The 25,225-nt window shown below is 73.1% G+C and carries 24 protein-coding genes and 1 pseudogene; 14 read left to right on the forward strand and 11 right to left on the reverse strand.

Annotated features, from left to right (window positions below; all coding sequences use genetic code 11):
- Positions 1–121: 121 nt before the first annotated feature.
- Positions 122–1,147 carry a LacI family DNA-binding transcriptional regulator gene (locus ACPYO6_RS13255; protein ID WP_425715213.1) on the reverse strand — a complete coding sequence of 342 codons (1,026 nt, stop codon included), beginning with the start codon at positions 1,145–1,147 and terminating at the stop codon, positions 122–124.
- Between the two features lie 181 nt (positions 1,148–1,328).
- Here ACPYO6_RS13255 and larE point away from each other — a divergent pair, with 181 nt between their 5' ends.
- The 7 genes and pseudogenes from larE to ACPYO6_RS13290 all read left to right on the forward strand — a co-directional run bounded on the left by larE (position 1,329) and on the right by ACPYO6_RS13290 (position 7,275).
- Positions 1,329–2,246, forward strand: coding sequence for an ATP-dependent sacrificial sulfur transferase LarE (larE, locus tag ACPYO6_RS13260; RefSeq protein ID WP_425715215.1), 918 nt, complete (start codon positions 1,329–1,331; stop codon positions 2,244–2,246).
- A gap of 13 nt (positions 2,247–2,259) precedes the next feature.
- Entirely contained in the window at positions 2,260–2,976 is a 717-nt protein-coding gene (larB, locus tag ACPYO6_RS13265; RefSeq protein WP_425715216.1) for a nickel pincer cofactor biosynthesis protein LarB, read from the forward strand.
- A 323-nt stretch (positions 2,977–3,299) separates the two neighbouring features.
- Complete coding sequence (locus ACPYO6_RS13270) at positions 3,300–3,506, forward strand: hypothetical protein (RefSeq protein ID WP_425715217.1); 207 nt, start codon at positions 3,300–3,302, stop codon at positions 3,504–3,506.
- A 12-nt stretch (positions 3,507–3,518) separates the two neighbouring features.
- Positions 3,519–4,292, forward strand: a pseudogene (locus ACPYO6_RS13275) (TRAP transporter substrate-binding protein); the annotation flags it as partial.
- Positions 4,293–4,329: 37 nt separating this feature from the next.
- On the forward strand, positions 4,330–4,992 hold the full coding sequence (locus ACPYO6_RS13280; protein WP_425715218.1) for a TRAP transporter small permease: 663 nt from the start codon (positions 4,330–4,332) through the stop codon (positions 4,990–4,992).
- Positions 4,992–6,011, forward strand: coding sequence for a TRAP transporter large permease (locus ACPYO6_RS13285; protein ID WP_425715219.1), 1,020 nt, complete (start codon positions 4,992–4,994; stop codon positions 6,009–6,011). Before ACPYO6_RS13280 ends, ACPYO6_RS13285 begins: the two co-directional genes overlap by 1 nt.
- Positions 6,012–6,216: 205 nt before the next feature.
- Entirely contained in the window at positions 6,217–7,275 is a 1,059-nt protein-coding gene (locus ACPYO6_RS13290) for a glutathione S-transferase family protein (RefSeq protein WP_425715220.1), read from the forward strand.
- A gap of 78 nt (positions 7,276–7,353) precedes the next feature.
- Here ACPYO6_RS13290 and ACPYO6_RS13295 read toward each other — a convergent pair whose 3' ends face one another.
- Positions 7,354–9,375, reverse strand: coding sequence for a hypothetical protein (locus ACPYO6_RS13295; protein ID WP_425715221.1), 2,022 nt, complete (start codon positions 9,373–9,375; stop codon positions 7,354–7,356).
- Positions 9,376–9,463: 88 nt separating this feature from the next.
- Positions 9,464–10,228, reverse strand: a complete 765-nt coding sequence (locus ACPYO6_RS13300) for an HAD-IIB family hydrolase (protein ID WP_425715248.1) — start codon at positions 10,226–10,228, stop codon at positions 9,464–9,466.
- A gap of 210 nt (positions 10,229–10,438) precedes the next feature.
- Here ACPYO6_RS13300 and ACPYO6_RS13305 point away from each other — a divergent pair, with 210 nt between their 5' ends.
- Complete coding sequence (locus tag ACPYO6_RS13305; RefSeq protein ID WP_425715222.1) at positions 10,439–11,257, forward strand: hypothetical protein; 819 nt, start codon at positions 10,439–10,441, stop codon at positions 11,255–11,257.
- Between the two features lie 20 nt (positions 11,258–11,277).
- Positions 11,278–12,087, forward strand: a complete 810-nt coding sequence (locus ACPYO6_RS13310) for a class F sortase (protein ID WP_425715223.1) — start codon at positions 11,278–11,280, stop codon at positions 12,085–12,087.
- Between the two features lie 7 nt (positions 12,088–12,094).
- On the opposite strand, the gene dhaM is transcribed toward ACPYO6_RS13310, so the two are convergent.
- From dhaM to ACPYO6_RS13335, 5 genes are all read right to left on the reverse strand, one after another.
- Complete coding sequence (gene dhaM / locus ACPYO6_RS13315; RefSeq protein ID WP_425715224.1) at positions 12,095–12,835, reverse strand: dihydroxyacetone kinase phosphoryl donor subunit DhaM; 741 nt, start codon at positions 12,833–12,835, stop codon at positions 12,095–12,097.
- Positions 12,835–13,473, reverse strand: coding sequence for a dihydroxyacetone kinase subunit DhaL (gene dhaL, locus ACPYO6_RS13320; protein WP_425715225.1), 639 nt, complete (start codon positions 13,471–13,473; stop codon positions 12,835–12,837). The genes dhaM and dhaL overlap by 1 nt, the downstream gene beginning before the upstream one ends.
- Positions 13,474–13,615: 142 nt before the next feature.
- Entirely contained in the window at positions 13,616–14,608 is a 993-nt protein-coding gene (gene dhaK / locus ACPYO6_RS13325) for a dihydroxyacetone kinase subunit DhaK (RefSeq protein WP_425715227.1), read from the reverse strand.
- An 85-nt stretch (positions 14,609–14,693) separates the two neighbouring features.
- On the reverse strand, positions 14,694–16,469 hold the full coding sequence (locus ACPYO6_RS13330) for a bifunctional folylpolyglutamate synthase/dihydrofolate synthase (protein ID WP_425715228.1): 1,776 nt from the start codon (positions 16,467–16,469) through the stop codon (positions 14,694–14,696).
- A gap of 197 nt (positions 16,470–16,666) precedes the next feature.
- Entirely contained in the window at positions 16,667–17,188 is a 522-nt protein-coding gene (locus tag ACPYO6_RS13335; RefSeq protein WP_425715229.1) for a GNAT family N-acetyltransferase, read from the reverse strand.
- A 114-nt stretch (positions 17,189–17,302) separates the two neighbouring features.
- Between ACPYO6_RS13335 and ACPYO6_RS13340 the strand changes: the two genes are divergently transcribed.
- On the forward strand, positions 17,303–17,650 hold the full coding sequence (locus ACPYO6_RS13340) for a nuclear transport factor 2 family protein (protein WP_425715230.1): 348 nt from the start codon (positions 17,303–17,305) through the stop codon (positions 17,648–17,650).
- On the opposite strand, the gene ACPYO6_RS13345 is transcribed toward ACPYO6_RS13340, so the two are convergent.
- Positions 17,623–18,222 carry a DUF2087 domain-containing protein gene (locus ACPYO6_RS13345; RefSeq protein WP_425715231.1) on the reverse strand — a complete coding sequence of 200 codons (600 nt, stop codon included), beginning with the start codon at positions 18,220–18,222 and terminating at the stop codon, positions 17,623–17,625. The two genes, ACPYO6_RS13340 and ACPYO6_RS13345, sit on opposite strands and share 28 nt — an antisense overlap.
- 75 nt (positions 18,223–18,297) lie before the next feature.
- On the reverse strand, positions 18,298–19,569 hold the full coding sequence (locus ACPYO6_RS13350) for an alpha-amylase family protein (protein ID WP_425715232.1): 1,272 nt from the start codon (positions 19,567–19,569) through the stop codon (positions 18,298–18,300).
- Between the two features lie 128 nt (positions 19,570–19,697).
- Here ACPYO6_RS13350 and ACPYO6_RS13355 point away from each other — a divergent pair, with 128 nt between their 5' ends.
- A complete protein-coding gene (locus tag ACPYO6_RS13355) occupies positions 19,698–20,594 on the forward strand; it encodes an NUDIX hydrolase (RefSeq protein WP_425715233.1) in 897 nt (298 codons plus the stop codon).
- Positions 20,595–20,675: 81 nt separating this feature from the next.
- Here ACPYO6_RS13355 and ACPYO6_RS13360 read toward each other — a convergent pair whose 3' ends face one another.
- The gene (locus tag ACPYO6_RS13360) at positions 20,676–21,572 is read right to left on the reverse strand and encodes a hypothetical protein (RefSeq protein WP_425715234.1); all 897 of its coding nucleotides are present in this window, start codon (positions 21,570–21,572) and stop codon (positions 20,676–20,678) included.
- A 219-nt stretch (positions 21,573–21,791) separates the two neighbouring features.
- Here ACPYO6_RS13360 and nadA point away from each other — a divergent pair, with 219 nt between their 5' ends.
- Genes nadA through nadC form a run of 3 tightly spaced genes read left to right on the forward strand, consistent with a single transcriptional unit; the run spans position 21,792 to position 25,203 of the window.
- Positions 21,792–22,769, forward strand: coding sequence for a quinolinate synthase NadA (gene nadA / locus ACPYO6_RS13365; protein WP_425715235.1), 978 nt, complete (start codon positions 21,792–21,794; stop codon positions 22,767–22,769).
- A complete protein-coding gene (locus tag ACPYO6_RS13370; protein WP_425715236.1) occupies positions 22,766–24,358 on the forward strand; it encodes an L-aspartate oxidase in 1,593 nt (530 codons plus the stop codon). The genes nadA and ACPYO6_RS13370 overlap by 4 nt, the downstream gene beginning before the upstream one ends.
- Entirely contained in the window at positions 24,355–25,203 is an 849-nt protein-coding gene (gene nadC / locus ACPYO6_RS13375; protein WP_425715237.1) for a carboxylating nicotinate-nucleotide diphosphorylase, read from the forward strand. The genes ACPYO6_RS13370 and nadC overlap by 4 nt, the downstream gene beginning before the upstream one ends.
- Positions 25,204–25,225 lie beyond the last annotated feature (22 nt).

Below are 25,225 nucleotides of genomic sequence, written 5' to 3' on the forward strand. Positions count from 1 at the left end.
GCGCCGCAGTGCCAGGTGCGTGCGGGTGGCCACATGTTGCCAGCGACCCGCACCGACCTGCTGACGCGACCGCGTCACCCGACCGGACCGTTCCGCGCGCCGGCAGGATGACCGGACCGGCTCACCCGACCTGCACCGCTCCGCCGGGGACCGGACCCGTCGACTCCCGCGGTACGAGCTTGACCGGTAGCAGGACCGGCTGCTGCGGCGGACGCGCCCCGCGGACGATGGCGAGCAGGTCGCCCACGGCGGTGCGGCCCTGGAGGGCGAGCGGCGAGGCCACCGACGAGATCGCGGGCGTCGCGAGCGCGCCCAGGCGGCTGTTGTCGAACCCCACCACGCTGACGTCCCGCGGGACCTCGAGCCCCTGGGCCCGCAGGCCACGGACGAACCCGATCGCCATGACGTCGTTGAACGCGACCACCGCCGTGGCCGGGTTCCGCGCCCAGCGCGCGACGGCCATCTCACCGCCGGAGACCGTGGGCTCGTTGGGCCCGATCCGGCGCACGCGCAGGGAGAGCTCCTCCCCCGCCTCCTGGAGACCGCGCCACCGCACGCCGTCGGCCCATGACGCCTCCGGACCGCCGACGTACGTCACGTCGGTGTGGCCGAGCGACCCGAGGTGCTCCGCCACCCGTCGCACGCCCCGTGCGCCGTCGGTCAGCACGCTCGGCAACCCGCTGACGATCCGGTTGAGGACCACCACGGGCCGCTGCTTGGCGAGGCGGAGAAGGGCCGAGTCGGACATGCGCGGGCTGGCGAGGATGAAGCCCTCGACGAAGTCGAGGAACGACTCGGCGGCGGCGCGCTCGCGGGCCTCCGCCTCGCGGGCGTCGAACAGCAGCATGGTGTAGCCGGCGCGACCGGCAGCCACCTCGGCGCCCCGGAAGACGTCGACGAACAGCGGGTTGCCGATGTCCGCCACCACCATCGCCAAGAGCTTGCTGGGAACCGTACCGAGCGCGGGCGCGACCACCGAGCGCCGGTAGCCGATCTCCTCGGCCACGGCGCGCACGCGCTCCGCCGTCTCCGCGCTCACGCGCCCGGGACGGGCGAGCGCGCGGGAGACGGTCGACGGCGACACGCCGGCAGCGGCGGCGACGTCGTAGATCGTGGGGATCTTCGGCGGCACCCCTTCCTTCTCCATGTCCACACGGTAGCCGGGCGGTGTCCGTCAGGCAGCGGGGACGCCGAGGCGGTCGCGCGGCAACCGGATGGCAACCCGTGGCAACGAGGCTGGTGAGGCATGCGGGCTCGGTGACGATGCCGGTCATGGGTACCGTGGCGCATCCGACGACGGGCGCGCCGAAGAACGAGGGAGACCAGCGATGAGCACCCCTGCGACGACGAGCTCCGTCCCGTCCGCCACAGTCCGCGACGCCGGCGGCGAACCGGCCGGCGAGGCTTCCGGAGCCGGCGAGCTGCTGCCCGGCGACGTCGAGCGCGTCGGCCGGCTCCTGTCCGGCCACGCCCCGCTCGGCGTGGCCTACTCGGGCGGCGTCGACTCCGCCACGCTGCTCGCCGTCGCGGTGCGCACCCTCGGCGCGGACGGCGTCGTCGCGATCCTCGGCGTCTCGCCGTCGCTCGCATCCGACGAGCGCACGGCCGCCCACGAGACCGCGCGGCAGATCGGCGCGCGCGTCGTCGAGGTCGCCACCCACGAGGGCGACAACCCCGCCTACCGGGCGAACGGGCCCGACCGCTGCTTCCACTGCAAGGACGAGCTGTTCACCCGCATCTCCGACGAGCTCGTGGTCGAGCTCGGTCTGGCCGCCGTCGCGTACGGGGAGAACGCCGACGACGCGCTGCGCCCGGACCGCCCCGGCGCGCAGGCCGCGACGAACCACCGCGTGCTCCGCCCGCTGGCCGAGGCCGGACTGACCAAGCGGGACGTCCGCCGAATCGCCCGCGAGCTCGGCGTGCGGGTGGCGGACAAGCCCGCGGCGCCGTGCCTGGCCTCCCGCATCCCGCACTTCGAGGAGGTCACCCCCGAGAAGCTCGCGCAGGTCGACGCCGCCGAGAGCGCGCTGCGCCGGCTCGGCTTCTCCGACGGGCGCGTGCGGCACCACGGAGAGGTCGCCCGCATCGAGCTCCCGGCCGACGAGATCGTCCGTGCCGCCGAGCTCCACGACGAGGTCCACGCGGCCGTCACGGCGGCCGGCTTCCGGTTCGCCGCCGTCGACCTGCGGGGCATCCAGTCCGGCGCCTTCACCCTCCCCCTCGTCGACGTCACCCATGGCCGCTGACGAGAATTCCGGCGTGCCCGACGTCGAACCCCCGGCTTCCGACCGCGCTCCCGGGGGCGACGGGTGGCGGCCGGGGCCCGAGCTCGAGGCCGTCGCGTACCTGGACCACGAGCGGGCCGAGCGGCGGGGCTACCCGGAGGCGGTCCTGTGCGGGCCGAAGTCGCCCAGCCAGGTCGCCGCGATCGCCGCGGAGGTCGCGCAGCGCGGCACCCGTGCCCTGTTCACCCGTGCGGACGACGCGCGCGCCCGCGCGGTCCTCGAGGCGCTCCCGGACGCCGCGCACCACGCGGAGGCCAACCTCCTCGCGTGGCCGCCGGAGCCGCCCGAGCCCACGGGTGGTCTCGTCGTCGTCCTCAGTGCGGGAACGTCGGACCTGCCGGTCGCGCTCGAGGCCCGGCACACCGCGGAGCACCTGGGGCGTCGGACCGAGCTCGTCGTCGACGTCGGGGTCGCCGGCCTCCACCGCGTGCTCGGGCGGCTCGAGCTCCTGCGCTCGGCGGCGGCGATCGTCGTCGCGGCCGGGATGGACGGGGCGCTGCCGAGCGTCGTCGCGGGCCTCGTGGCGGCTCCCGTCGTCGCGGTCCCCACGTCTGTGGGCTACGGCGCGTCGTTCGGGGGCGTGGCCGCGCTGCTCGCCATGCTCAACGCGTGCGCCCCCGGGGTCGCGGTCGTCAACATCGACAACGGGTACGGCGCCGGTCACCTGGCCGCGCAGATCACGGCGCCCTGACCGACCGGACGGTCCACGCGCGTCGTAGGTCCTCCGGGAGCGTGACCGTCGTGGGCCCGTCGAGGGGCGATACCGTCGATGCCGCGGGTCTGACAACTCGTGGCAACCGGTGTTCGTCGTCGCCGTCGATCTGACTGAATGTCGTCCACCGACAACAGCTGCACCTCCGTCGGCCAGCCGCCCCTTCGATCGGGGCACGGCATCGCTGCCCGCCCGGGACGCACGACGCGGCAAGGTACGCCACACCCAGGGTCTGACGACGGAGTCTCCCCCGAGCCAAGGACGGACATCTCACGAGAAACCACAAGAACTCGGTCATCGCTGTGGCCGGCGCCGCGGGCGCCGCGCTGCTCCTGGCGGCGTGCGGCGGCGGGGACGGCGGTGGTGAGGAGGGGAACGCCTCAGGCTCCAGCATGCGCCTGGCGCTCAACCAGACCGAGGACCACCCCTCCTACGTGGCGCTCGACAACTTCGGCACCTACCTCGAGGAGAACACCGACGGCTGGGACATCGAGGTCTTCCCCAACTAGACGCTCGGCGCGCAGGCCGAGGCCCTCCAGCTCGTCTCCGACGGCAGCGTCGACATGGCGATCGTCTCCGGCACCCAGCTGGAGAACCTCAACGACGACTTCGTCACCTTCAACCTCCCCCCCGTCTTCGACGACGTCGAGCACCAGATGAACGTCATCCACGACCCGGAGATCACGGGCGAGCTGTACACCTCGCTCGAGGAGTCCAACGGCTTCACCGTCCTCGGCGGCTTCACGCAGGGTGCGCGGTCGATCTACACGACCGAGGGCCCGGTCGAGACGCCCGAGGACCTCGCCGGCATGGACATCCGCGTCCAGGAGTCGGACCTCCACATCGCCATGGCCGAGGCCCTCGGCGGCAACGGCACGCCGATGGCCTACGGCGAGCTGTACACGGGCCTGCAGTCCGGGGTCGTCGACGCCGCGGAGAACAACGAGGTCTCCTACTTCACCCAGCGCCACTACGAGGTGGCGCCGTACTGGTCGTACACCAACCACCTCGTCGGCCTCGACTACCTCATCATCAACACCGACCTGCTCGAGAGCATGTCGGAGGAGGACCGGGCCGCGTTCGACGAGGCCTGGACCGCGGCCTACGAGGAGCACACCCAGCTCTGGGCCGACGCCACGCAGGAGGCCATCGACGGCGCCACCGAGGGCGGCGCGACCTTCACCGAGGTCGACGACGCCGCCTTCGCGGAGCCGCTCGAGGCCCTGGCCGACGAGTTCATCACCACCGACTCGCAGCGCGAGCTCTACGACGCGGCGCGCGCAGCGGCCGAGTGATCCGGACAGGCCGAGTCATGACCGAAGGAGGTGACGCATGAGAGCCATCAATAGGGTGCTCGACACAGCCCTGTACTGGATCACGGTGGTGCTGTTCGCCCTGCTCGTCGTGGTCCTCGTGTGGCAGATCTTCACCCGGCAGGTGCTGGGCGACCCCGCCACCTGGACGGAGGAGGGCGCCAGGCTGACCTTCGTCTGGCTCGGCCTGTTCGCCTCGGCGTTCGTGTTCGGCGAGCGCGGGCACATCGCGGTCGAGTTCCTCGCCCGCAAGCTGCCCGGCGGCGCCGAGCGCGTCCTGGCCATCGTCGTCCAGCTCGTCGTCCTGGCGTTCGCCGTCGTCGTCCTCATCTGGGGCGGGATGCGTGCGTCGGACAACGCGTGGCTGCAGAACCTGTCGGCCCTGCCGTTCACGCTGGGTCAGATGTACCTCGCGCTGCCGATCTCCGGCGTGCTCATCGCGTTCTACTCGATCTACTACATCCTCCAGGTCGCCACCGGCGCCGAGGCGCCGTACGGCGACCACACCGACGAGGACGACCCCGACGTCCGGGTCGGTGCCGATGAGGTCGAGTCGATCGTCCTGGCACCCACCGACGACGGCACCGGCAACCGTCGGTCCGTGTCCGACGACGCGGCCGCTGCGGCCGACGGTCCTGGCACCCCCGGCGACTCGTCCGCCGGCCCGACGAAGGAGGCGTGATGGACCCCACGACCCTCGCAGCCCTGATCCTCGTCGGCGGGATCGTCATCGGCATCGTGCTCTCCGTGCCGATCGCCGTCGTCATCGGCGTCTCGTCCTTCCTCGCGACGATCCCGATCCTCGGTTCCGAGCAGGCGGTGCTCATCTCCGCGCAGCGCATGTTCACGGGGATCAACAGCTTCCCGCTCCTCGCGATCCCGATGTTCGTGCTGGCGGGCGTCATCATGAACTCGGGCTGTATCGCCGGGCGGCTCGTGGACGCCGCGAAGGTGCTCATCGGACGCATGCCGGCCTCGCTCGCCCAGACGAACGTGGCGGCGAACGCGATGTTCGGGGCCGTCTCCGGCGCCGCGGTCGCTGCGGCCGCCGCCGTCGGCAACGTGATGAACAACCGGATGGTCGCCGAGAAGTACGACCGCGGCTTCGCGGCTGCGGTCAACGTCGCCTCCGCGCCGTCCGGCATGCTCATCCCGCCGTCGAACACGTTCATCGTCTACTCGCTGGTCTCCGGCACGTCGATCGCGGCGCTGTTCATGTCGGGCCTCATCCCGGGGCTCCTGTGGGCTGCCGCCTGCATGATCGTCGTCGCGATCTATGCCGTGCGCCAGCCGGGCAGGCTGAAGACGGCGGACCGGGTGACGTTCCGCCAGGCGATGCTCGTGCTGTGGCGCGCCTTCCCGTCGCTGCTGATGATGGTCGTGCTGCTGATCGTCGGCACCTTCATGGACCCGACGCCGGCGATCCTCATCTTCGTGCCGGTCTTCCTGCCGATCGTGCAGGAGTTCGGGATCGACCCGATCCACTTCGGTGCGATGGTCGTCATGAACCTGTCGATCGGGACGATCACACCGCCCGTCGGCAACGTGCTGTTCGTCGGCGCCCGGGTGGCGCGACTCCGGATCGAGCCGGTCATCGCCAAGCTGTGGCCGTTCCTCTTCGCGATCATCGCCATGCTGTTCCTCGTGGTGTTCGTGCCGCAGCTGTCGATGTGGCTGCCGCAGCTCATGGGCCTCGTGTAGCGCTCGGACACCGAACCGTCGGGCCGGTCGAGGGCCGCGTCCCGGGAAGCACGAGCTTCTCGGGCCGCGGCCCTCGTCGTCGCCCGGCCCTCGTCGTCTCCCGGCTCTCGGTGTCGCCCGGCTCTCGTCGTCTCCCGGTGCCGTGCGTCCTCCGGCCCTTGCTCTCGTCCCGTCCCCGGCAGACCCGCCCTCGTAGGCTGGGGCGATGAGCGAGCAGCCGTCCGAGAGCCGTCCCGAGCACTCCACCGGCGGGACCTACTCCGTCCCGGGCAAGGAGTTCTCCCGGGACACGAACTACATCCCCACCCGGATCGTCCGCGACCCGGCACCCGACTCGGGCGACTTCCCGGTCGAGCCGAACCGATACCGCCTCGTCGCGGCGCGCGCGTGCCCGTGGGCGAACCGCACGGTCATCGTTCGCCGCCTCCTCGGCCTCGAGGGCGTCATCTCCCTCGGGCAGCCCGGCCCCACCCACGACGCCGACTCGTGGACCTTCGAGCTCGACCCCGGCGGCGTCGACCCCGTCCTCGGGATCCCGCGCCTCAAGGACGCCTTCCTCGCGCGCGACCCGCACTACTCGCGCGGCATCACGGTGCCCGCGATCGTCGACGAGCGCACGGGCCAGGTCGTCACCAACGACTTCGGCCAGATCACGCTCGACCTGTCGACGGAGTGGACCGAGCACCACCGCGACGGCGCGCCCGACCTCCTCCCCGCGGAGCACCGCGACGAGATGGAGCAGGTCATGCGGCACGTCTACACCGAGGTCAACAACGGCGTGTACCGGTGCGGGTTCGCCGGCTCGCAGGACGCCTACGACGCCGCGTACGACCGCCTGTGGACCGCCCTCGACACGCTCGAGGACCGGCTGACGGAGCGCCGCTACCTCGTGGGCGACACGATCACCGAGGCCGACGTCCGGCTGTTCACCACGCTCGCCCGGTTCGACGCCGTCTACCACGGGCACTTCAAGTGCAACCGGAACCTGCTGCGCGAGATGCCGGCCCTGTGGGGGTACGCCCGGGACCTGTTCCAGACGCCCGGGTTCGGCGACACGATCGACTTCGTCCAGATCAAGCAGCACTACTACGAGGTGCACACGGACATCAACCCGTCCGGGATCGTGCCGAAGGGGCCGGACCTGTGGAGCTGGCTGACGCCGCACGGCCGCGAGGCGCTCGGCGGGCGGCCGTTCGGCGACGGCACTCCCCCGGGCCCGGTGGCCGAGGGCGAGGAGGTCGCGGAGGGCCACGGCGCCGCCTGACCCGCACTCTCGACGAGAAGCTCGGTCCTGAGCCGCACTCTCGACAGGTGAGGCGGTCTCTCGCTCCGTCCCGCGCGGCTACTGGTAGGTCACGAGGTCCGGCGTCGGCTGGACCGCCATCGTGCCATCGGGGCCGAGCAGCGGCGTGTCCTCGTCGTAGAAGTTCTTCCAGCCCCACGCCGTCACGGACGGGGCGTTGGCCAGCAGCGTGCGCCACGTGGCCTGCTTGTCGCCCTGCCCGCCCTGGCCGTCGGCGTGGATGAGCACCCGCACCTCGTCCCGCGACTGGTCGACCTGGTCGACGTCCGGGATCATCCGCACCTGGAACTGGTGGAGGACGAGGAGCTTCTGCGGCAGGTCGTGCTCGTCGGTGAGGTCGGCGAGGTAGGTGACGACCTCGTTGACCTCCTCGACCGGCACCTGACCGATCTGCGTGAGGTGGACCTGGTCGGGCCTCAGCCGCCACTCGGGGTCGAGCGCGAGCCCCACGTGCGGCTCGAGCAGCAGCTCCTCGTACAACCGCGCCTGCGTGACGAAGTCGGTCCGTCCGGGCTGCAGGTCGAGGACCACGTACATCCCGTGCTCGGCGGCGAGGTCGACGAGCGGTCGGATGCGCTCGACGGGCGTCTCGCTGGAGTAGTCGCCGTCGTCGCCCGCCTCGCTCGAGGCCACGGTCGCGATGATCTCGAGGGTCGGCACCACCGTCTCGTCGGTGAGCCCGTCGAACTCGGCGGCGACCTCCTCGGCGCGCGTGATCGTGTCCTCCGGCCCCTGCTCCCCGAGCACGCCGAGGGCGGCCCCGTCCGGGCTGCCGTAGAGGGCGACGTACATCGCGCCGGCCTGGTCGCCGGACGGCTCAGGCAGGACGAGCTGCCCGCCGGCCGGGAGCTGGACACCAGTGGCGGCCGACTCGGTGCGGCTCCTCAGCTGCTCGGCGTCACCGAGGTCGGGAGAGAGCCCGACGACGACGAGCCCCGCCGCGTCCGTGCCCTCCGCCCCGGGGCCGGACGGGTCCGAGGCCGACTCGTCCGCGCCGGTGTCCGACTCCTCGGTCCCCGTGCCGTCGCTCGTCGACTCTCCGGGCGCGTCGGAGTCGCTCTCCCCACCGGACGCCAGGCCGAGGTCGTTCGCGAGAGAATGGACGGCCTCGACGCCCGCCGCGCTCGCGCGCGGGTCTCCCCCGTTCGCGACGACGACGTTGGCACCGGCCGCCCGGGCCGTGGCAGCGACGGCGAGCTCGTCGAGCGTCCCGCCACCCAGCGCGACGGTCTCGGCCCCGGCCGGCTCCGTGTCGCCGAGGTCGGGAAGCTGGGTGACGATCTCGTGATCGCCGGTCTCGGCGGGGCCGTCGGTCGTGGCGTCGTCGGTGGCGTCGGCGCCGTCAGCGCTGTCGGTCGCAGTCTCGCCGGGAGCGTCGGAGGGCGACTCGTCGGTGGCGCCTCCGTCGGTCGCGTCGCTCGGAGTCTCGGCGCCGTCCTGTGCGCCGCCTCCCTCCTCGGACGCGTCCGACGCCGCGGCCGGATCCCAGTCGTGGGCGGCCACGGCGAGCTCGTCGGCGCTCGCGGCGACGGTCTGGACGGCGTCGGCCGCGCCCACCTCGGCGAGCTCGGGCCCGCCGACGAGCGCGGCCAGCTCGGCGTCGTCGGCCGGGGCGGCGACGTCCACGTCGACGTCGTCGGGGACCGTGACCGGCCCGACGGCGACGACCGTCGATGCGCCCAGCCGCTCGATCTCGGCGGCCTCGGCGGCGTCGTCGCCGTCCACGAGCACCGGGACGCCCAGGTGCACGGCGGCGGAGGTTGCCTCGACGGAACGGGGTGCGCCGTCGGGGGCGAGGACGACGATCGGCGAGGAGGCGAAGTAGGTCTCGGAGGCGGCGACCGAGCGCGCGGTGCCGTCGCCCTCGAGGACGAGCGACTCGGTCGGTGCCACGCTCTCCGCGACGTTGTCGGCCGATTCGGACTCCGCCGACCCGCCGCCGGAGCCGGACTCCTGCCCGGCGTCGGTGTCGTCCCCGCCCGTGCCGCACGCGGCGAGGACGAGCGCGGTGGCGGCGGCCGCGGCGAGCGCGGCCCTGCGTGGTGATCGAACGGTGCTCATGTCACCCCTCCCGGTCGGAACCGCGTCCACGGTAGGCCGTTCGGGCAGGATCGGCAGGAGGTGGTGGTCGCGCAGTCGGCGGTGCTGGTCAGCCGGCCGAGCGACGGGCGGCGTCCAGATCTGCCACGAGGGACGTCACGAGCTCGGCCGTCTCCTCCCAGCCCTCGACCGCGCGGCAGGGCACCCCGAGGTCGAGGACGGGCCGGTCGTTGCCGCCCTCGTCGAGGCGGTCGCCGACGAACAGCATGTCGGCCAGGTCGATGCCGGTCCGCTCGGCGAGCCGCGTCATGCCGTAGGCTTTGTCGATGCCGTGGGCGGTGATGTCGACCGACGTCGACCCGCCGGAGCGGACCTCGAGCTCAGGGAGGTCGGCGGCGACGGCGGCACGCAGCCGCTCCTTCTTCTCCCCCGTCGGGTCCCACGCCTTCTTCGCGTCCACGGGGGCGCGTTGGCCGAGGGCCGAGAACGTCATCTGGGTCCCGCGGTCCTCGATGATCGGCCCCCACGTCTCGCTCTCCCACAGGCCGAGCTCGCGGGCGCGCCGCTCGAGGGAGCCGGCCGCGGCCGCGCGGAGCTCGGCTTCGAGCTCGTTGGCGTAGACCTGCACGAGCTCACCGGACTCGATCCGCAGGTAGCGGGTCCCGCAGGTCGGCAGGAGGTGGAGGTCGGTGAGGTCGTGGCCGGCCATCCGCTCGACCACCTGGGTGCGGAACTGCGAGACGTCGCCGCCCGAGATGACGCAGACCGGCACGCGCGCGAGCAGATCGGCCAGGGCGCGGACCATCGGGTCCGGCAGGGGCTGCTTCGAGGGCGCGAGGGTGTCGTCGAGGTCGAAGGCGACGAGGGCGGGCATGGGCACGGGGGCTCCCTGAGTGGGTCGGCGGAAACTCGATCCTAGGCTCGCTGCCCGCCGCGCGGCCGGGCGTGGTCAGCCGGCGAGGCCGAGGAACGCGAGCAGCGCCCGGTCGAGCCGCACGAGAACTGCGTGGAATCCGGACCCATCCGGATGCCCACCCGCTCCGAACCCTGAGTGTCCGATCGACGGAACACGAAGGAGCTCATCATGCGAACGACGAAGTTCTTGGCGGCACCCGCCCTCGCGCTCGGCGCGCTCACGCTGGCGGCGGCTCCCGCCCTGGCGCACGGCGACGGGCACGACGACGGCAGCGGCGACGGCGGGAGCCACGCCGAGGGCACGTGGTCCGGCCAGGCCCACCTCGGCGAGCTCAACAACAGCGGCACCACGGGCGACTTCTGGCTCGAGCTCGACGGCCACGAGGCGACCGTGTCCATGAACGTCTCCGGCGCGGCCGAGACGTTCATGGACGGCCCGTTCCCGCACGCCCAGCACATCCACATCGGCGCCGAGGGCGTGTGCCCCGGCCCCGAGGCGGACATGAACGGCGACGACGCCGTCAACGTCGAGGAGGGACACCCGTTCTACGGGATGATCGCGACCTCGCTGACGACCGAGGGCGACACGAGCCCTGACTCGGGGCTCGCCGTCGACCGCTTCCCGGGCGGCTCGTCCTACACCTACGAGCGGACCGTCGAGCTCGACGACGACACCGTGGCCGCCCTCGCGGACGGGACCGCCGTCGTGGTCGTCCACGGCGTCGACCCCGCCAACCTGTCCGACGCCGCGGCCGGCGCCCAGAGCGAGCTCGACCCGGCGCTGCCCCTCGCGGCGACCCTGCCCGCCGCCTGCGGCGCGGTGACGGTCTCGCAGGTCGGCGAGATGCCGCACGGCGGGGCCGACACCGGCTCGCCGGTGCAGCAGTCCGACGACGGCGCCGCCCTCGCGATCGGCGCGGGCGTCCTGGGTCTGGGCGTCGTCGGCGGCGGAGCCTGGGCGCTCAAGCGTCGCGCCGCCACCGCCTGAGCGACGAGGAGCGACTGACGATGCCTCGCATCCACGGCCGCCGCGTGGGCCTCACGGCCTGCGCGGCGGCCGCGCTCCTGGCTCTCGGCTCCTGCTCGGGGGCCGACGAGCCCGAGTACTCCGACCCGGTCGGCCCGTCGTCGTCGAGCGCCCCGGACGGGGAGCAGGACTCGCCCACCGACGGCGCGACCCCCGGCGCACCGCCGGCGTCGGCGGGTCCTGCTCCCTCCCCCGGGAGCGAGTCGGACACCGGGTCCGGGAGCGGATCGGCGACGGAGGCTCCGTCGACGGGTCCGGGCGACGGCGGCGAGGGCGCGAACGGCGCGGGCGCGGAAGGCGAGGACGGTGCGCCGGAGGATGCCGTGCCGGCCGCCCTACCCGCCTCGGAGCCCGCCCGGATCGAGATCCCCGGCCTCGGCGTCGACTCCGACGTCATGGACCTCGGGATCCAGGACAACGGGGTCATCGAGGTCCCGCCGTACAACCTCGGGTCGCCGGCCGGCTGGTACGTCCACTCGCCCACCCCGGGCGAGGCCGGACCGTCCGTCGTCCTCGGGCACCGCAACGGCAGCGAGGGCGGCCCCGGGATCTTCGCCGACCTGCCCAGCACGGAGGTCGGCGACACCGTGGAGGTCACGCGGGACGACGGCTCGGTGGCGACCTTCACCGTCTACCGGACCGAGCAGTTCTACCAGCAGGAGTTCCCCACGCTCGACGTCTACGGGAACACGCCGGGGCCCGAGCTCCGGCTCATCACCTGCGACGGCCTCAACCCGGAGACCGGGATGCTCGAGGACAACTTCATCGTCTACGCCGCACTCGACGGCTGACCGTCCGTCAGCCCGTGGCGTCCGCGATCACCTTGACGACGGCGGCGACGGCCTCGGCGGCGTCCGCCCCGGTGCCCTGGACGGTGAGCTCGGTGCCGGCCTTGATGTTCTTCGCCATGAGGGCGAGCACGCTGCGGGCGTCGGCGCCGTCGATCGTCACGGCCGCGGTGAACCCGGCGGCGGTCGTGGCGATGGCTGCCGCGGGACGCGCGTGCATGCCCATCGGGTCCTCGATGACGACGGTCTCCGTGACGGCGTCTCCCGCGGGTGCCGAGCCCGCGTCGTCGTCGGAGTCACCGGTCGAGACCTCGGCCCCGTCGGCTCCGGCCGGCCCCGCGTCGTCCCCACCCGCACTCTCGACGAGGCTGCGCGCCGCAGCCGCGACCGCTCCGGCCACGGCCGCGAGGTCCCCGCCGCCCTGCGCCTCGACGGCGGCCGCGACGACGCCTTCGACGAGCGGACCGGAGGCGTGCCGGACGGGCTCGTCGTCGTGCATCTCGAGGACCGAGTCGATCGTCATCGCCGCCGACCCGAGGTCGGCCACGAGCACGACCCCGGTCACCTCAGCGTCGTCGAGCAGGTCGGTGACGGCGGCTTCGACGGCGTCGAAGCTCGTCCCGATCCGGCCGTCGTCCGTGCCACCCACGCCGACGACCCGCACGTCGGCCGCCATCTGGGCCGCGAGCTCGACGACCCCGTCGGCCAGCCCCTTCGAGTGCGAGACGGCGACGAGCGCCACGCGGCCCATCAGGACGCCTGTGCCGCGGCGGCGTCGGCGGCCGCCCGGATGATGAGCGCCGTCGAGCGAGCGCCCGGGTCCATGTGGCCCGCGGAGCGCTCGCCGAGGTAGGACGCGCGGCCCTTGGTGGCCACGAGCGGCACGGTGGCCTCGGCGCCCTCCTGGGCGGCGGTGGCGGCGGCCTCGAGCGCGGCGGCGGCGTCCCCGCCGTCGGTCGCGACCTTCTGGGCGGCCTCGAGGGCCGGGACGAGGGCGTCGACCATCGTCTTCTCCCCCGCCGTCGCGCGGCCGCGGGCCTTGACGCCCTCGAGGGCGGCCTCGAGGAAGGCGGCCACGCCGGCGGCGTCGACCTCCTCACCGATCTGCTTCGAGCCGCGCAGGAAGGCCGTCCCGTAGAGCGGGCCGGCCGCGCCGCCCACGACGGACATCAGCGTGCTGGCCACCCCCTTGAGCACCTCGGGGACCGTGGTGGGCGGGCCGGACTCGAAGCGCGGCGCGATCGCGGAGAAGCCACGGTCGAGGTTCTCGCCGTGGTCGGCGTCCCCGATCGCGCGGTCGAGGTCGATGAGCTCGATGCGGTGCTCGGCGATCGTCGCCGTCGCCCTGCTCACCCAGTCCAGCGCCCAGTCCGTGCCCAGCGTGCTCATGTCTCTCCTCCGGTCGGTCGTCACGTGCGTCGTCGGTGTGCGCAGCCCGCCAGGGGTCCTGCCGCGTGCGCGTCGTCGGTGGGCGCGGGCGACCCGCGCCGGTGCGCCGGCCCGGCCACCGAGGCAGCCGGACCGGCGTCGTTCAGCCCTGCGTCCAGGCGACGGTCGTGGCCGGGGCGTCGTACAGGGCGAGCAGCTCGTCGTCGACCTTGAGGACGGTGACCGAGGCGCCGGCCATGTCGAGGCTGGTCACGAGGCTGCCGACCTTCGAGCGGACGACCTCGACGCCCTTCTCCTCGAGGCGCGCGCGGGCGCGGCCGTAGATGAGGTAGAGCTCGGAGTCGGGCGTGGCGCCCATGCCGTTGACGAGGAGGACGACCTTCTCGCCGCCGGTCAGCGCGAGGTCCTCGATCACGGGGTCGGTGAGCTGGTCGGTCAGCTCGTCCGAGGTCGTCATCGGGATGCGACGGCGGCCCGGCTCGCCGTGGATGCCGATGCCGATCTCCACCTCGTCGTCGCCGAGGTCGAAGGAGTGCTCGCCGGTGCTGGGCGAGACGGGCGAGTCGAGCGCGAGGCCCATCGAGCGGACGTTGTCCGCGGCGCGCTGGGCGAGGGCGGTGACGGTGGCGAGGTCGTCGCCGCGGGCGGCCGAGGCGCCGGCGATCTTCTCGACGAGGATCGTGCCGGCCACGCCGCGTCGGCCGGCCGTGTAGAGGGAGTCCTCGACGGCGACGTCGTCGTTGACGAGCACGGTGGTGATCTCGACGTCGTCCGCGAGCTCGGCGGCCGTCTCGAAGTTGAGGACGTCGCCCGTGTAGTTCTTGACGATGTGGAGGACGCCGGCGCCGGAGTCGACGGCGCGGGTCGCGGCCTCGATCGGGTCGGGCGAGGGCGAGGTGAAGACGGGACCGGGGACGGCGGCGTCGAGCATGCCCTCCCCGACGAACCCGGCGTGCATCGGCTCGTGGCCGGAGCCGCCGCCGGAGATGACGCCGACCCGGCCGGCGACCGGCGCACCGTTGCGCACGACGTACAGGGGGTCGGGGTGGACGCTGAGGATGTCGGCGTGGGCGAGACCGAACGCGGCCACGGACTGGTCGACGAACTGGGCCGGGTCGTTGAGGAACTTCTTCATGGCATCTCCCTCGATGGCTGGTGGGCACCATCCTGCCGCCTCGCGGGGGCGGCGTCACTCCCGCGGGTCGGCGGTGGACGGATTCTCAGCCGCGCGTGTGTCCCGTGACCTCGCGCGCGCGGCCGGCGAGCACCACGGACCCGACGACGACGACCGCCGTCTTCGTGACGATCTCCTCCTGGTCGGCCTCGGCGAGCGTGGCGGCCCGGTCGAGGGCGGCGTCGAGGCGCGGGACGAGGTGGACGCGGTCCTCGCCGAACACGTCGCGGGCGATCTCGGCGAGCTCCTCGGCGGGCATCGCGCGGTCGGTGCCGGCGTCGGTGACGACGACCTCGTCGAGGAGGGGCTCGAGCTCGCCGAGCATCGTCTCCGCCTCCTTGTCGTACATGACGCCGACGACGCCGACGACGTGCTCGAGGTCGAACGCCTCGGCCAGCCCCTCCCGCAGGGCCTCGACGCCGGCGGTGTTGTGCGCGGCGTCGACGATGATGAGCGGCGAGGCGCGGACCACCTCGAGGCGACCCGGCGAGGAGACGCCGGCGAAGGCCTGCTCGACGACGTCGCCCGCGAGCGCCGCCCCGCCGAAGAACTGCTCGACGGCGGCGAGCGCGAGGAGCGCGTTGCGGGCCTGGTGCTCGCCGTGGAGCGGGAGGAAGATCCCCTCGTAGACGCCCGCGGGGGTGCTCAGCGTGAGGACCTGCCCGCCGACGGCGGTCTCCCGGTCGACGACCTCGAGCTCGGTGCCCTCGCGGACGAGGCGGGCGCCGGCGGTGGCCGCGGCGGTGAGGACGATGTCCTCGACCTCCTCGTGCTGCCGGGCCACGACGACGGTCGCGCCCTCCTCGATGATGCCGACCTTCTCGTTGGCGATCTCGGTCAGCGTGGAGCCGAGCCAGCGCATGTGGTCCCGCTCGATGGTGGTGAGGACGGCGACCTGACCGCGGGCCACGTTGGTGGCGTCCCACCGTCCGCCGAGGCCGACCTCGACGATGGCGGCGTCGACCGGGGTGTCCGCGAACGCGGCGTAGCCGAGCACGGTGAGGAGCTCGAAGAAGCTGAGGCGGACGCCGCCGTTCTCCACGTTCCGCTCGTCGACGAGATCGAGGTAGGGCGCGACGTCGTGGTAGGCCGAGATGAAGTCCGGGGTGGAGATCGGCGCGCCGTCCAGGGCGATCCGCTCGCGCACCGTGTGCAGGTGCGGGGACGTGAAGCGGCCGGTGCGCAGGCCGCGCTCGCGCAGCAGCGCCTCGATCATCCGGGCGGTCGAGGTCTTGCCGTTGGTGCCGGTGAGGTGGACGACCGGGTAGGAGTCCTGCGGGTTGCCGAGCAGGTCGAGCGCCTCGCGGACGCGCTCGAGGCTCGGCTGCGGGGCGTGCTCCGGGGTGCGGGCGAGGATCTGCGCGGTGAGCTCGGCGAGCGCGGCCTCCTCCTCGGGCGTGCCCTCGCCGGTCGGGTTGTCCGAGGACCCGGGGCCGCCGGAGGGGAGGTCGTCGTCGTGGGGCGCGTGGGGGTCGTCGTCGGGGACGTGCGCGTCGTCGGGGTCGATCCGCTCGTCGTCGCTGACGAACAGCTCCTCGTAGTCGTCGTCGAACTCCGCGTCCCGGCCGGCGTCGCCGGCGATCTCGCGGACGACGTCGTCGTCGGGCCCGCCGAACAGGCCCGAGCGCAGGACCACCTGGAGGTCGGCCTCGCGCTCGTCGTCCTCGGCGCGGGCCTCGGCCATGCGCTCGGCGAGCTCGGGGTCGGCGTCGTCCTCCGCGGCCGAGATCGCCTCGTCGATCGTCGGGAAGGACTCGCTGATCGCCGACTCGTCGGGCGTGTCGGCGTCGTCGGGGCTCTGGGGTCCGCCGGGAGTGCTCACGGCTCGATCCTCCCACGCGCCGCCCCCACCCCGTCGTCGAGACTGCGGTTGGTGCTCGTCGAGATTGCGGTTCGTCGTCGTCGAGATTGCGGTTCGTCGTCGTCGAGATTGCGGTTGGGAGCGGCAGGACGGTCGACGTGCGGGGGTCTGCTGTACGGCCAGGACCACCTGCCCCTCACCGCCTCTCCCACTCCCCATCACTCCAACGAGAGCTTGTATCCCTCGTGGGTCGCGCGGTAGCCGAGCCGGTCGTAGAACCGGTGCGCGTCCGTGCGCGACTTGTCTGACGTCAGCTGGACGAGGCGGGCGCTCCGGCTGCGGCCGTAGTCGTGCGCCCACGCGAACATCGCGCGCCCGAGGCCGGATCCTCGGGTCGTTGCGCCCACCCGCACAGCCTCGATGTGGAGCCGCAGCGCTCCCCCGCGCGAGAGCCCGGGCACGAGCGTGAGCTGCATGACCCCGACGACGACGCCCTCCCCGTCCCTCACGACCGCGAGGTAGTGGCTCGGGTCGCGGTCGATGGCCGCAAACGCTTGCTCGTAGACGGCGAGGTCGTGCTGCTCGCGTGTGGCGCCGAGCTCGTCGTCGCGGAGCAGGTCGACGATCGCCGGCACGTCCTCCGCGCTCGCCCGGCCGATGCGGTACGTGGCGCCACCGGCCTCGAGCACGTCGTCGGGTGCGACGTCGTGCGGGTTCGGGGTTCCACCGGCTGCACTCACCTGCTGATCCTTCCACGTGCCCTCCCTGCGTCGAGAATGCGGTCGGGAGCAGCAGGACGGCGACGGCGGAGCGCCGGTCAGGGCCGCCTGCGGTCCGGCAGCTACATTTCCGGGATGACGACAGCCGAAGATCTGGCCCGGCGCCATGTCGACGCCTTCAACGAGGGCGATGCGGACCGCCTGCTCGCAGACTTCACGCCCGATGCCACATGGGTGACCGGCGACTACTCGGCACCGGCGGGGGAGCTCCAGGAGTTCTTCCGGGGCGCGATGCGCTCGTTGCGGCCCCGGCTGACCCTGCATCGGGTGATCGACGGTGGGCGCGCGATCGCCGTCGAGATGACCGAGCGGTGGACGCACGAGAACGAGACACGGACTGCCGCGCTCGTGGCCGTCCTCGACATCGCCGACGGCCTCATCTCGGGAGCGAAGATCTACCGCGAGGGCTCGTCCGAGCCCTGATTGCTCACGCCGCCTGCCGTGGCTCCGCTGGTCGCGCTCGCATCAGGATCCACGTGCCCGTCGTCGCGGACTCGCGCGTACTCGGACCCGGACCGGGTCCTCTCCATCACCTCGTGGTCGATCATCTCGCGCCGGAGTCGGGCCGGATCGTCGGTGACCGCCGTCAGCCGGTCGGTCAGCTCCCGCTCAGGGATGACCTCACCCTCGCCGACCGTCTTCCTCGCGAGGAGCAGGAGCAGGGCGCGGCGCTCATCGAGGTCGGTGGGGTAGCGATCGATGCGACCGTCGCCGTCGAGAAATCTCTCGGGGCCCGCGGGCCGGTCCGGCGCACCGGCTGCCAGGGCGTCGGTCAGCACGTCGCCGCAGACCTCGAACGTGCCGGCCTCCTCGCGGACGAGACCGGATCGTACGAGAGCGTCGATCGTGCGCCGCCGCCGTGTCGGCCCGAGGTCCGCGCCGATGCTGTCCGGCGACTCGCCGACCACGATCTGTGCGAACACGAGTCGGCAGTGCGGGTTGGCGAGCGCCGCGACAAGCGGCCGCCAGTCCGCGTGCGGGAGTGCTGCGTGCATGTCGTCAGGCTACGAGGACGCTTCCACTGCGATCACGCGAATACTGCACAGGCCCTCCGCGGACGGGAGTCGGTCTCAGCGACCGACGACGAGCAGCACCTCGCCCGATGCGTCGGCGATCTCCGCCCACGGGGCGCCCTCGATGTCGAGCGTGACCCGCAGGCGCTCCCCCTCCGCGCCGACCGGTTCGTAGACGTAGCGGACGTTGGTGAGCTCGACGGTCTCGGTGCGCGCCGTCGTCAGCCAGGGATGGCGCCGGCGCAGGGCGATCAGCTCCTGGTGGGTGCGCAGCATCCGCGCGTGGACCGGGTCGAGCTCGTCGGGGTCCTCGGGGGTGGGCGGGAAGATCGGGCGGACCTCGTCGTCGCCCCCGATTCGCTCCTCCTTCACGCCCTCCCAGCCGTACTCGTCGCCGCCGTAGATCGACGGGATACCGCCGACCGTCAGGAGCGCAACGGCCGCGAGCGCCGCCCGGTCCTGGCCGACCTGGCTGGCGATGCGCGTGGTGTCGTGGTTGCCGATGAAGGTCTGCGGGACGAAGGCGTCGAGGAACTCGTCGTGCCGCTGGAGGGTCCAGTCGAGCTCGAAGAAGTTGCCCTCCTTGAGCGAGCTCCACGTGGCCTTCCACAGCTCGTACTGGGTGACGGCGTCGACCGTGCCCTCGACGACGAACTCCGCGTAGTCGCCGTGGATGACCTCGCCGATGAACCAGGCGTCCGGGAACTCCTCGCGCACGCGCGGCAGGACGCGGGCCCAGAAGTCGTTCGGCACGGAGTAGGCGGCGTCGAGGCGCCATCCGTCGACGCCGCGGGCGAGCCAGTGGGTCATCACCTCGACGACGAGGTCCTCGACGGCCGGGCTCGCGTGGTTGAGCTCGACGAGCGCGTCGTGCCCCTCGAAGTCCTCGGCGACGGGCTCGTCCCCGGAGAAGTCGATGCGGAACAGGTCGGCCTCGGTCGAGCCCTCGCCCGCCGCGAGCGCCGCCTCGTACAGCGGGTGGGCGCGGCCCACGTGGTTGAAGACGCCGTCGAGCAGGACCCGGATCCCGCGGGAGCGGCACTCGGCGACGAGGTCATCGAGGTCGGACTCGTCCCCGAGGCGCGGGTCGATGCGGAAGAAGTCGGTGGTGTCGTAGCCGTGGGTCTCGGCGGCGAAGATCGGGCCGAGGAGCAGCCCGTTGGTCCCGAGCTCGACGACGTGGTCGAGCCACGCGGTCAGGTGGCCCAGGCGGTGGGCGGGCTCGGCCTCGACGGCGGCGCGCTCCTCCTCGGTGGGTCGCACCGGGGCGCCCGTGAACCCGAGCGGGTACACGTGCCACCAGATCGCGTGCTCGCTCCAGTCGCTCATGGGGCCACTCTTCCGTCAATCCGGCGAACATGCGACCAGGTGGCACAGGTGCACGGTCAGTCGGGCCGACGGCGCCCCGGTGTCTCCACAGGCGGCATGATGGTCCCGGTCCGACGACGGGAGGGTCTATGACCGAGGTGGCCGAGCAGGTGGAGGCCGAGCTGGTCGCCGTCATCACGGCGGTGCACGACGGCGAACCCCTGGCCCTGACCACCGAGGACGGGCGACGGCTGCCGTCGGGGCCCCTGCAGACCGAGCACCGGTCGATGCAGGCCGGGATGCGCTCGTGGGTGACCCGGCAGACCGGCCACGACCTCGGGTACGTCGAGCAGCTCTACACGTTCGCCGACCGGCGGCGCGCGCCCCACCCGGCCCTGGAGATCTCCTACCTCGGGCTCACGACGGTCGCCTCCCCCACGGACTCGTGGGTGAGCTGGCTGGAGTACTTCCCCTGGGAGGACCGACGCGCGGGCGACGACCTCGTCGACGCCCACCTCGCGCCAGCCTTGAGCCGCTGGGCGGACGAGCCGCCGGACCGTGAGCTGGCCGAGCGCCGGCGCCTGCGGTGCGCCGTCACCTTCGGCCTGGAGGGCCAGCCGTGGCTGCCGGGCATGGCGCTGCAGCGCTACGAGCTGCTCTACGAGGCGGGGCTCGTCCCGGAGGCCGGTGCGAGCGCCGACCCGGAGGTGACCGGGCGGCCGATGGACCGCGACCACCGGCGGATCCTCGCCACCGGGATCGGTCGGCTGCGCGCCAAGATCCAGTACCGGCCGGTGATCTTCGAGCTCGTCCCGGAGTCGTTCACGCTCGGCCGCCTCCAGTCCACGGTCGAGGCGGTGGCCGGCCACCACCTGCACAAGCAGAACTTCCGCCGGCTGGTCGAGCACCAGGAGCTGGTCGAGGAGACCGGCGAGGTGGAGCACTCCACAGGCGGGCGTCCCGCCAAGCTGTTCCGGTTCCGCCGCGAGGTCCTCGACGAGCGCGAGGCCGCGGGGACGAAGCTGCCGATCGTCCGCTCGCGCTGACGCCTGCGACCTGCACGGTCCGGCCGAAGCGCTCCGGTCAGCCCCGGACCCAGTCGCTCCGTCACGCCGTTACCTGTGCGCTTATAGGTCGGGTCGACGAGCGGATGTCTCGGCATTGAGAGTGTCGCCGTCCCAGGTGAGGTCCGAGTCCTCGTCCACCTCGTACGCCTCGAACCGCGGGTCGGCGAGGATCTCCTCGACGAGCGTGCGGGAGCCGGCGACGATCGTCGAGTCCCAGTCGATCTCGCTCGCCACCACCCACGACCGGTCCGCAGGCCACAGCAGCTGGGGCAGCACTCCTCCGATCCCCCAGCCCGGATCACACTCGCCGGCACTCACCCGCCTCAGGTCGGCGAGCTCGGTCAGACTCGTGCCGAACAGCAGGAAGTCCCGGCCCGGCCATTCGAGGAACGGCCCCGACACCGCCGCGCGACGGACGTCAGCGCAGACGGAATCCCTCCGCTCCGCCTCAGCTCGAGCACGCTCGGTCGCCCTCTCGACCGGGTCTGCGTCGGCGTCGACGAACACGTAGACGGCACCGTTGCCGTGGAGCTCGCCCCACCCGTTCCAGACGCCGGCGGTCACATCATCGGCAGCGGCGGTGGAGAGCCTCAGATGCTCCGTCAGGGCGGCGAGCTGGTCGGGCTCGAGCATCCCCTCGACACTCGGCGAGACCTGCCAACCGTCGGCGAAGGACAGGGCCGTCTCGTCGTCCGTGAGGCGGCACCACTGCACGAGCGGGTGCATCACCCGGCCGTTGCGGGCGGCGACCTCCGCCCACGTCCACCGGGCAGCGTCGATCGCCGTGCGCTCGCCCGGCTCGTCGGCGTCCGGCGAGACCACACGGCGTGCGTCGACGGGGTGCAGGATCCGTGCGTACGCCTCGAACCCGGTTCCCGCGGAGCCCCCGACCCTGCCCCAGCTGCCGACGCGCTCGAGCAGCCACACCCCACGCCCGATTTCGCCCGTCAGCTCCACGCCGCGAGCGTAGCCATCTGCCGAGCCGGCACGGCTGATGGCCGGACGAGCGGCGGTGGGCACGTCCCGAACCCGCTGAGCCACAGAGAATGCCGCGGCACGACACGACGCCGAGTCGTTTGCACCGCGCTGCCCCTCTGGTTATGCTCACCTCGAGCATCACTAATGCTCAGTCTGAGCATCACTAGTGGTCACCGACGACCAGGCAGGGAAGGCACCATGACGACGGTCAGCATCAGCACCGACGCCCTCTACGAGCGGGTCCGCGGGTCCGTGCCGAGCGTGGAGTGGGCGACGATGGAGGACGACGTCGCGGCGATCTGGCGGCTCAAGGCCGAGCGCAACGCGGTGATCCTCGCGCACAACTACCAGACCCCGGAGATCTTCCACGGGGTGTCCGACATCGTCGGGGACTCCCTCGCCCTGGCGCGCGAGGCCCAGGACGTCGACGCCGACGTCATCGTCCTGGCAGGCGTCCACTTCATGGCCGAGACCGCGAAGCTGCTCAACCCGTCCCGGACCGTGCTCGTGCCCGACCTGCGCGCCGGCTGCTCGCTGGCCGAGTCCATCACCGCCGCCGACGTGCGCGGCCTGCGGGCCCAGCACCCCGGCGTCCCGGTCGTCACCTACGTCAACACCTCGGCCGCCGTGAAGGCCGAGTCCGACATCTGCTGCACGTCCGGCAACGCCGTGAAGATCATCGAGTCCCTCGGCGTGGACCGGGTGATCATGATCCCCGACGAGTACCTCGCCCAGAACATCGCCCGGCAGACCGGCGTCGAGGTCATCACGTGGGCCGGCCGCTGCGAGGTGCATGAGCGCTTCACGCCCGGCGACATCGCCCAGGTCCGCCGCGACTACCCCGGCGTCGTCGTGGTCAGCCACCCGGAGTGCCCGCCCGACGTCGTCGACGTCTCCGACATGTCCGGCTCCACCGCCCAGATGATCGACTACGTCCAGGACCGCCGGCCCCGCCAGGTCGCGCTCATCACCGAGTGCTCGATGAGCGACAACATCGCCGCCGCCTCCGCCGGCGTGGAGTTCGTCCGCCCCTGCAACCTGTGCCCACACATGAAGCGCAACAACCTCGGCAACATCCGGGTCGCGCTGGAGGAGATGCGACACGAGGTGACGATCGACCCCGACGTCGCAGAGCGCGCCCGCGCCGCCGTCGAGCGCATGCTCGCGGTCCGATGAGCAGCGATCGGCCGGTGATCGTCGGCGCGGGGCTCGCCGGCCTGCTCACGGCGCTCCGACTGGCCCCCGCCCCGTGCCTCGTCCTCAGCGCCGGACCGCTCGGCGCGGGCAGCTCGACCGGTCTCGCCCAGGGCGGGATCGCCGCGGCCGTGGCACCCGGTGACTCGGCGGCACTGCACGCCCTCGACACGCTGGCCGCCGGCGCGGGCCTCGGCGAGCGGAAGGCGATCGAGCGGGTGACGGGCGGGGCCGCCGAGGCCCTCGCCTACCTCGTGGACCTCGGCGCCGAGCTCGACCGGGACGACGACGGCGCATTGCTCCTCGGCCTCGAGGGCGCGCACAGCCGGCATCGCATCGCGCACGCGGGCGGCGACGCCACCGGGCGCGAGCTGCTGCGGGCCGCGACGGCCGCAGTGCGGCGCACGCCGTCGGTCATGGTGCTCGAGCACGCGCGGGCGGTCCGGGTCGTCGTCGAGGACGGGGCGGTCCGCCGCCTCGAGGTCGTCCTGCAGGGCGACCAGCCGGCGTTCCTGCCGACCGACCGGGTCGTGCTGGCCACCGGCGGGATCGGCGGCCTGTTCGCGCACTCGACCAACCCCTCGTCCTCGCGCGGCCAGGGCCTCGCACTCGCGGCGCGTGCCGGCGCGGTGCTGCGGGACCTGGAGATGGTGCAGTTCCACCCCACCGCCCTCGACGTCGGCCTGCGGCCCATGCCGCTGGTCAGCGAGGCGCTCCGTGGCGCCGGCGCGCGCCTGGTGGACGCCTCCGGCCGCGACCTGCCGGGTGACCCGCTCGCGTCGCGCGACGTCGTCGCCCGCCGGGTGTGGACGCACCTGGCCGACGGCGGCCGCGCCTTCCTCGATGCCCGCGACGTCCCGGACGTCGCCGAGCACTTCCCCACCGTCACCGCCGCGTGCCGGACCGCGGGGATCGATCCCGCCCGCGACCTGCTCCCCGTGAGGCCGGCTGCGCACTACCAGATGGGCGGCGTCGCGGTCGACGAGCACGGCCGCAGCACGGTCCCGGGGCTGTGGGCGGTCGGGGAGGTCGCGAGCACGGGGCTGCACGGCGCCAACCGGCTCGCGTCGAACTCGCTCCTCGAGGCGGCGGTGTGCTCCCGATGGGTGGCCGAGGATGTCGACCGCGGCCGTCCAGGCAGGAACGACCAGCGCGACCACGGTGGCGCCCTCCTCCACCCGGACCGGGACGGGCGCTCGCGCGGGGGCGAGCGACGGTCGTCGTCGCTCCCTCGACCTGTCCCTCATCCCGCGAGAAGCGGGCCCGCGCAGGACACGCCCGACGCGCTCGACCTCGCCGAGGTGCGCGGCCTCGTGTCGTCCGCCGTCGGCGTCGTGCGGGACGGCCCCACCCTGACCGCGGCCCGTGACCGGCTCCGCGCAGCCCACCTCGCGGATCCCGACGACGACGACACGCTCGTCGCCCTCCTGCTCGTCACCGGCGCGCTGCGCCGCGAGGAGAGCCGAGGGGCGCACCACCGCACCGACCACCCGTCCCCCGCGCCGGCGGCCCACCAGGACCTCACCCTGGCCGACGCGTATGACCACGCCCTGGAATGGAGCACCGCATGAGGCACCTGCCGACCGTCCTGATCGAACCGCTCGTCCGCGACGCCCTGCGCGAGGACCTCGGCCGCGCCGGCGACGTGACGACCGACTGGGTCGTCCCCGCCGACCGGGAGGCCACCGCGGAGCTCGTGGCGCGGGACCCGGGCGTCGTCGCGGGCACGGACCTCGTCGTGCTCGCCTTCTCCCTGCTCGACCCGCGGGTGACGGTCGACGTCGAGCGGCCCGACGGGACCGCCGTCGCGCCCGGCGACCGGGTCGCCACGGTGAGCGGGCCCGCCCGCGCGCTGCTGACCGCGGAGCGGGTGGCACTGAACTTCCTCGGGCACCTGTCCGGCGTCGCCACCGCGACCGCCCAGATCGCCGGAGCAATCTCCGGCACCGGCACGCGGGTGTGCTGCACCCGCAAGACCACGCCGGGCCTGCGGACGGTCGAGAAGCACGCCGTGGTCGCGGGCGGGGGCGTCAACCACCGCTTCGGCCTGGACGACGCGGTGCTCATCAAGGACAACCACGTCGCGCTGGCCGGCGGCGTCGGCGCGGCCGTGGCCCGGGTGCGCGAGGCGGCCGGGCACCTCGTGCCGATCGAGGTGGAGGTGGACACGCTCGACCAGCTGCGCGAGCTGCTGGCCACCCCTGTCGACGCCGTCCTGCTGGACAACATGACGCCCGACCAGCTGGCGGAGGCGGTCGAGCTCGTGGACGGCCGGATGGTCACCGAGGCGTCCGGCCGCCTCACGGCCGAGACGGCGCCCGCCGTGGCCGCCAGCGGTGTGGACCTGGTGTCGGCCGGCTGGCTGACCCACTCGGCGCCCGTCCTCGACATCGGCCTGGACCTGCTGATCCCGTAGGGCCAGAGACGGGCGACGAGGC

The organism is Georgenia sp. Z1344 (assembly GCF_049856295.1).
Lineage (GTDB): Bacteria > Actinomycetota > Actinomycetes > Actinomycetales > Actinomycetaceae > JB111.

Coding starts and splice junctions, on each gene's coding strand:
- ACPYO6_RS13255 (WP_425715213.1), bottom strand. CDS start 1,147: ATGGAGAAGGAAGGGGTGCCGCCGAAGATCCCCACGATCTACGACGTC.
- larE (WP_425715215.1), top strand. CDS start 1,329: ATGAGCACCCCTGCGACGACGAGCTCCGTCCCGTCCGCCACAGTCCGC.
- ACPYO6_RS13280 (WP_425715218.1), top strand. CDS start 4,330: ATGAGAGCCATCAATAGGGTGCTCGACACAGCCCTGTACTGGATCACG.
- ACPYO6_RS13285 (WP_425715219.1), top strand. CDS start 4,992: ATGGACCCCACGACCCTCGCAGCCCTGATCCTCGTCGGCGGGATCGTC.
- ACPYO6_RS13290 (WP_425715220.1), top strand. CDS start 6,217: ATGAGCGAGCAGCCGTCCGAGAGCCGTCCCGAGCACTCCACCGGCGGG.
- ACPYO6_RS13295 (WP_425715221.1), bottom strand. CDS start 9,375: ATGAGCACCGTTCGATCACCACGCAGGGCCGCGCTCGCCGCGGCCGCC.
- ACPYO6_RS13300 (WP_425715248.1), bottom strand. CDS start 10,228: ATGCCCGCCCTCGTCGCCTTCGACCTCGACGACACCCTCGCGCCCTCG.
- ACPYO6_RS13305 (WP_425715222.1), top strand. CDS start 10,439: ATGCGAACGACGAAGTTCTTGGCGGCACCCGCCCTCGCGCTCGGCGCG.
- ACPYO6_RS13310 (WP_425715223.1), top strand. CDS start 11,278: ATGCCTCGCATCCACGGCCGCCGCGTGGGCCTCACGGCCTGCGCGGCG.
- dhaM (WP_425715224.1), bottom strand. CDS start 12,835: ATGGGCCGCGTGGCGCTCGTCGCCGTCTCGCACTCGAAGGGGCTGGCC.
- dhaL (WP_425715225.1), bottom strand. CDS start 13,473: ATGAGCACGCTGGGCACGGACTGGGCGCTGGACTGGGTGAGCAGGGCG.
- dhaK (WP_425715227.1), bottom strand. CDS start 14,608: ATGAAGAAGTTCCTCAACGACCCGGCCCAGTTCGTCGACCAGTCCGTG.
- ACPYO6_RS13340 (WP_425715230.1), top strand. CDS start 17,303: ATGACGACAGCCGAAGATCTGGCCCGGCGCCATGTCGACGCCTTCAAC.
- ACPYO6_RS13345 (WP_425715231.1), bottom strand. CDS start 18,222: ATGCACGCAGCACTCCCGCACGCGGACTGGCGGCCGCTTGTCGCGGCG.
- ACPYO6_RS13350 (WP_425715232.1), bottom strand. CDS start 19,569: ATGAGCGACTGGAGCGAGCACGCGATCTGGTGGCACGTGTACCCGCTC.
- ACPYO6_RS13355 (WP_425715233.1), top strand. CDS start 19,698: ATGACCGAGGTGGCCGAGCAGGTGGAGGCCGAGCTGGTCGCCGTCATC.
- nadA (WP_425715235.1), top strand. CDS start 21,792: ATGACGACGGTCAGCATCAGCACCGACGCCCTCTACGAGCGGGTCCGC.
- ACPYO6_RS13370 (WP_425715236.1), top strand. CDS start 22,766: ATGAGCAGCGATCGGCCGGTGATCGTCGGCGCGGGGCTCGCCGGCCTG.
- nadC (WP_425715237.1), top strand. CDS start 24,355: ATGAGGCACCTGCCGACCGTCCTGATCGAACCGCTCGTCCGCGACGCC.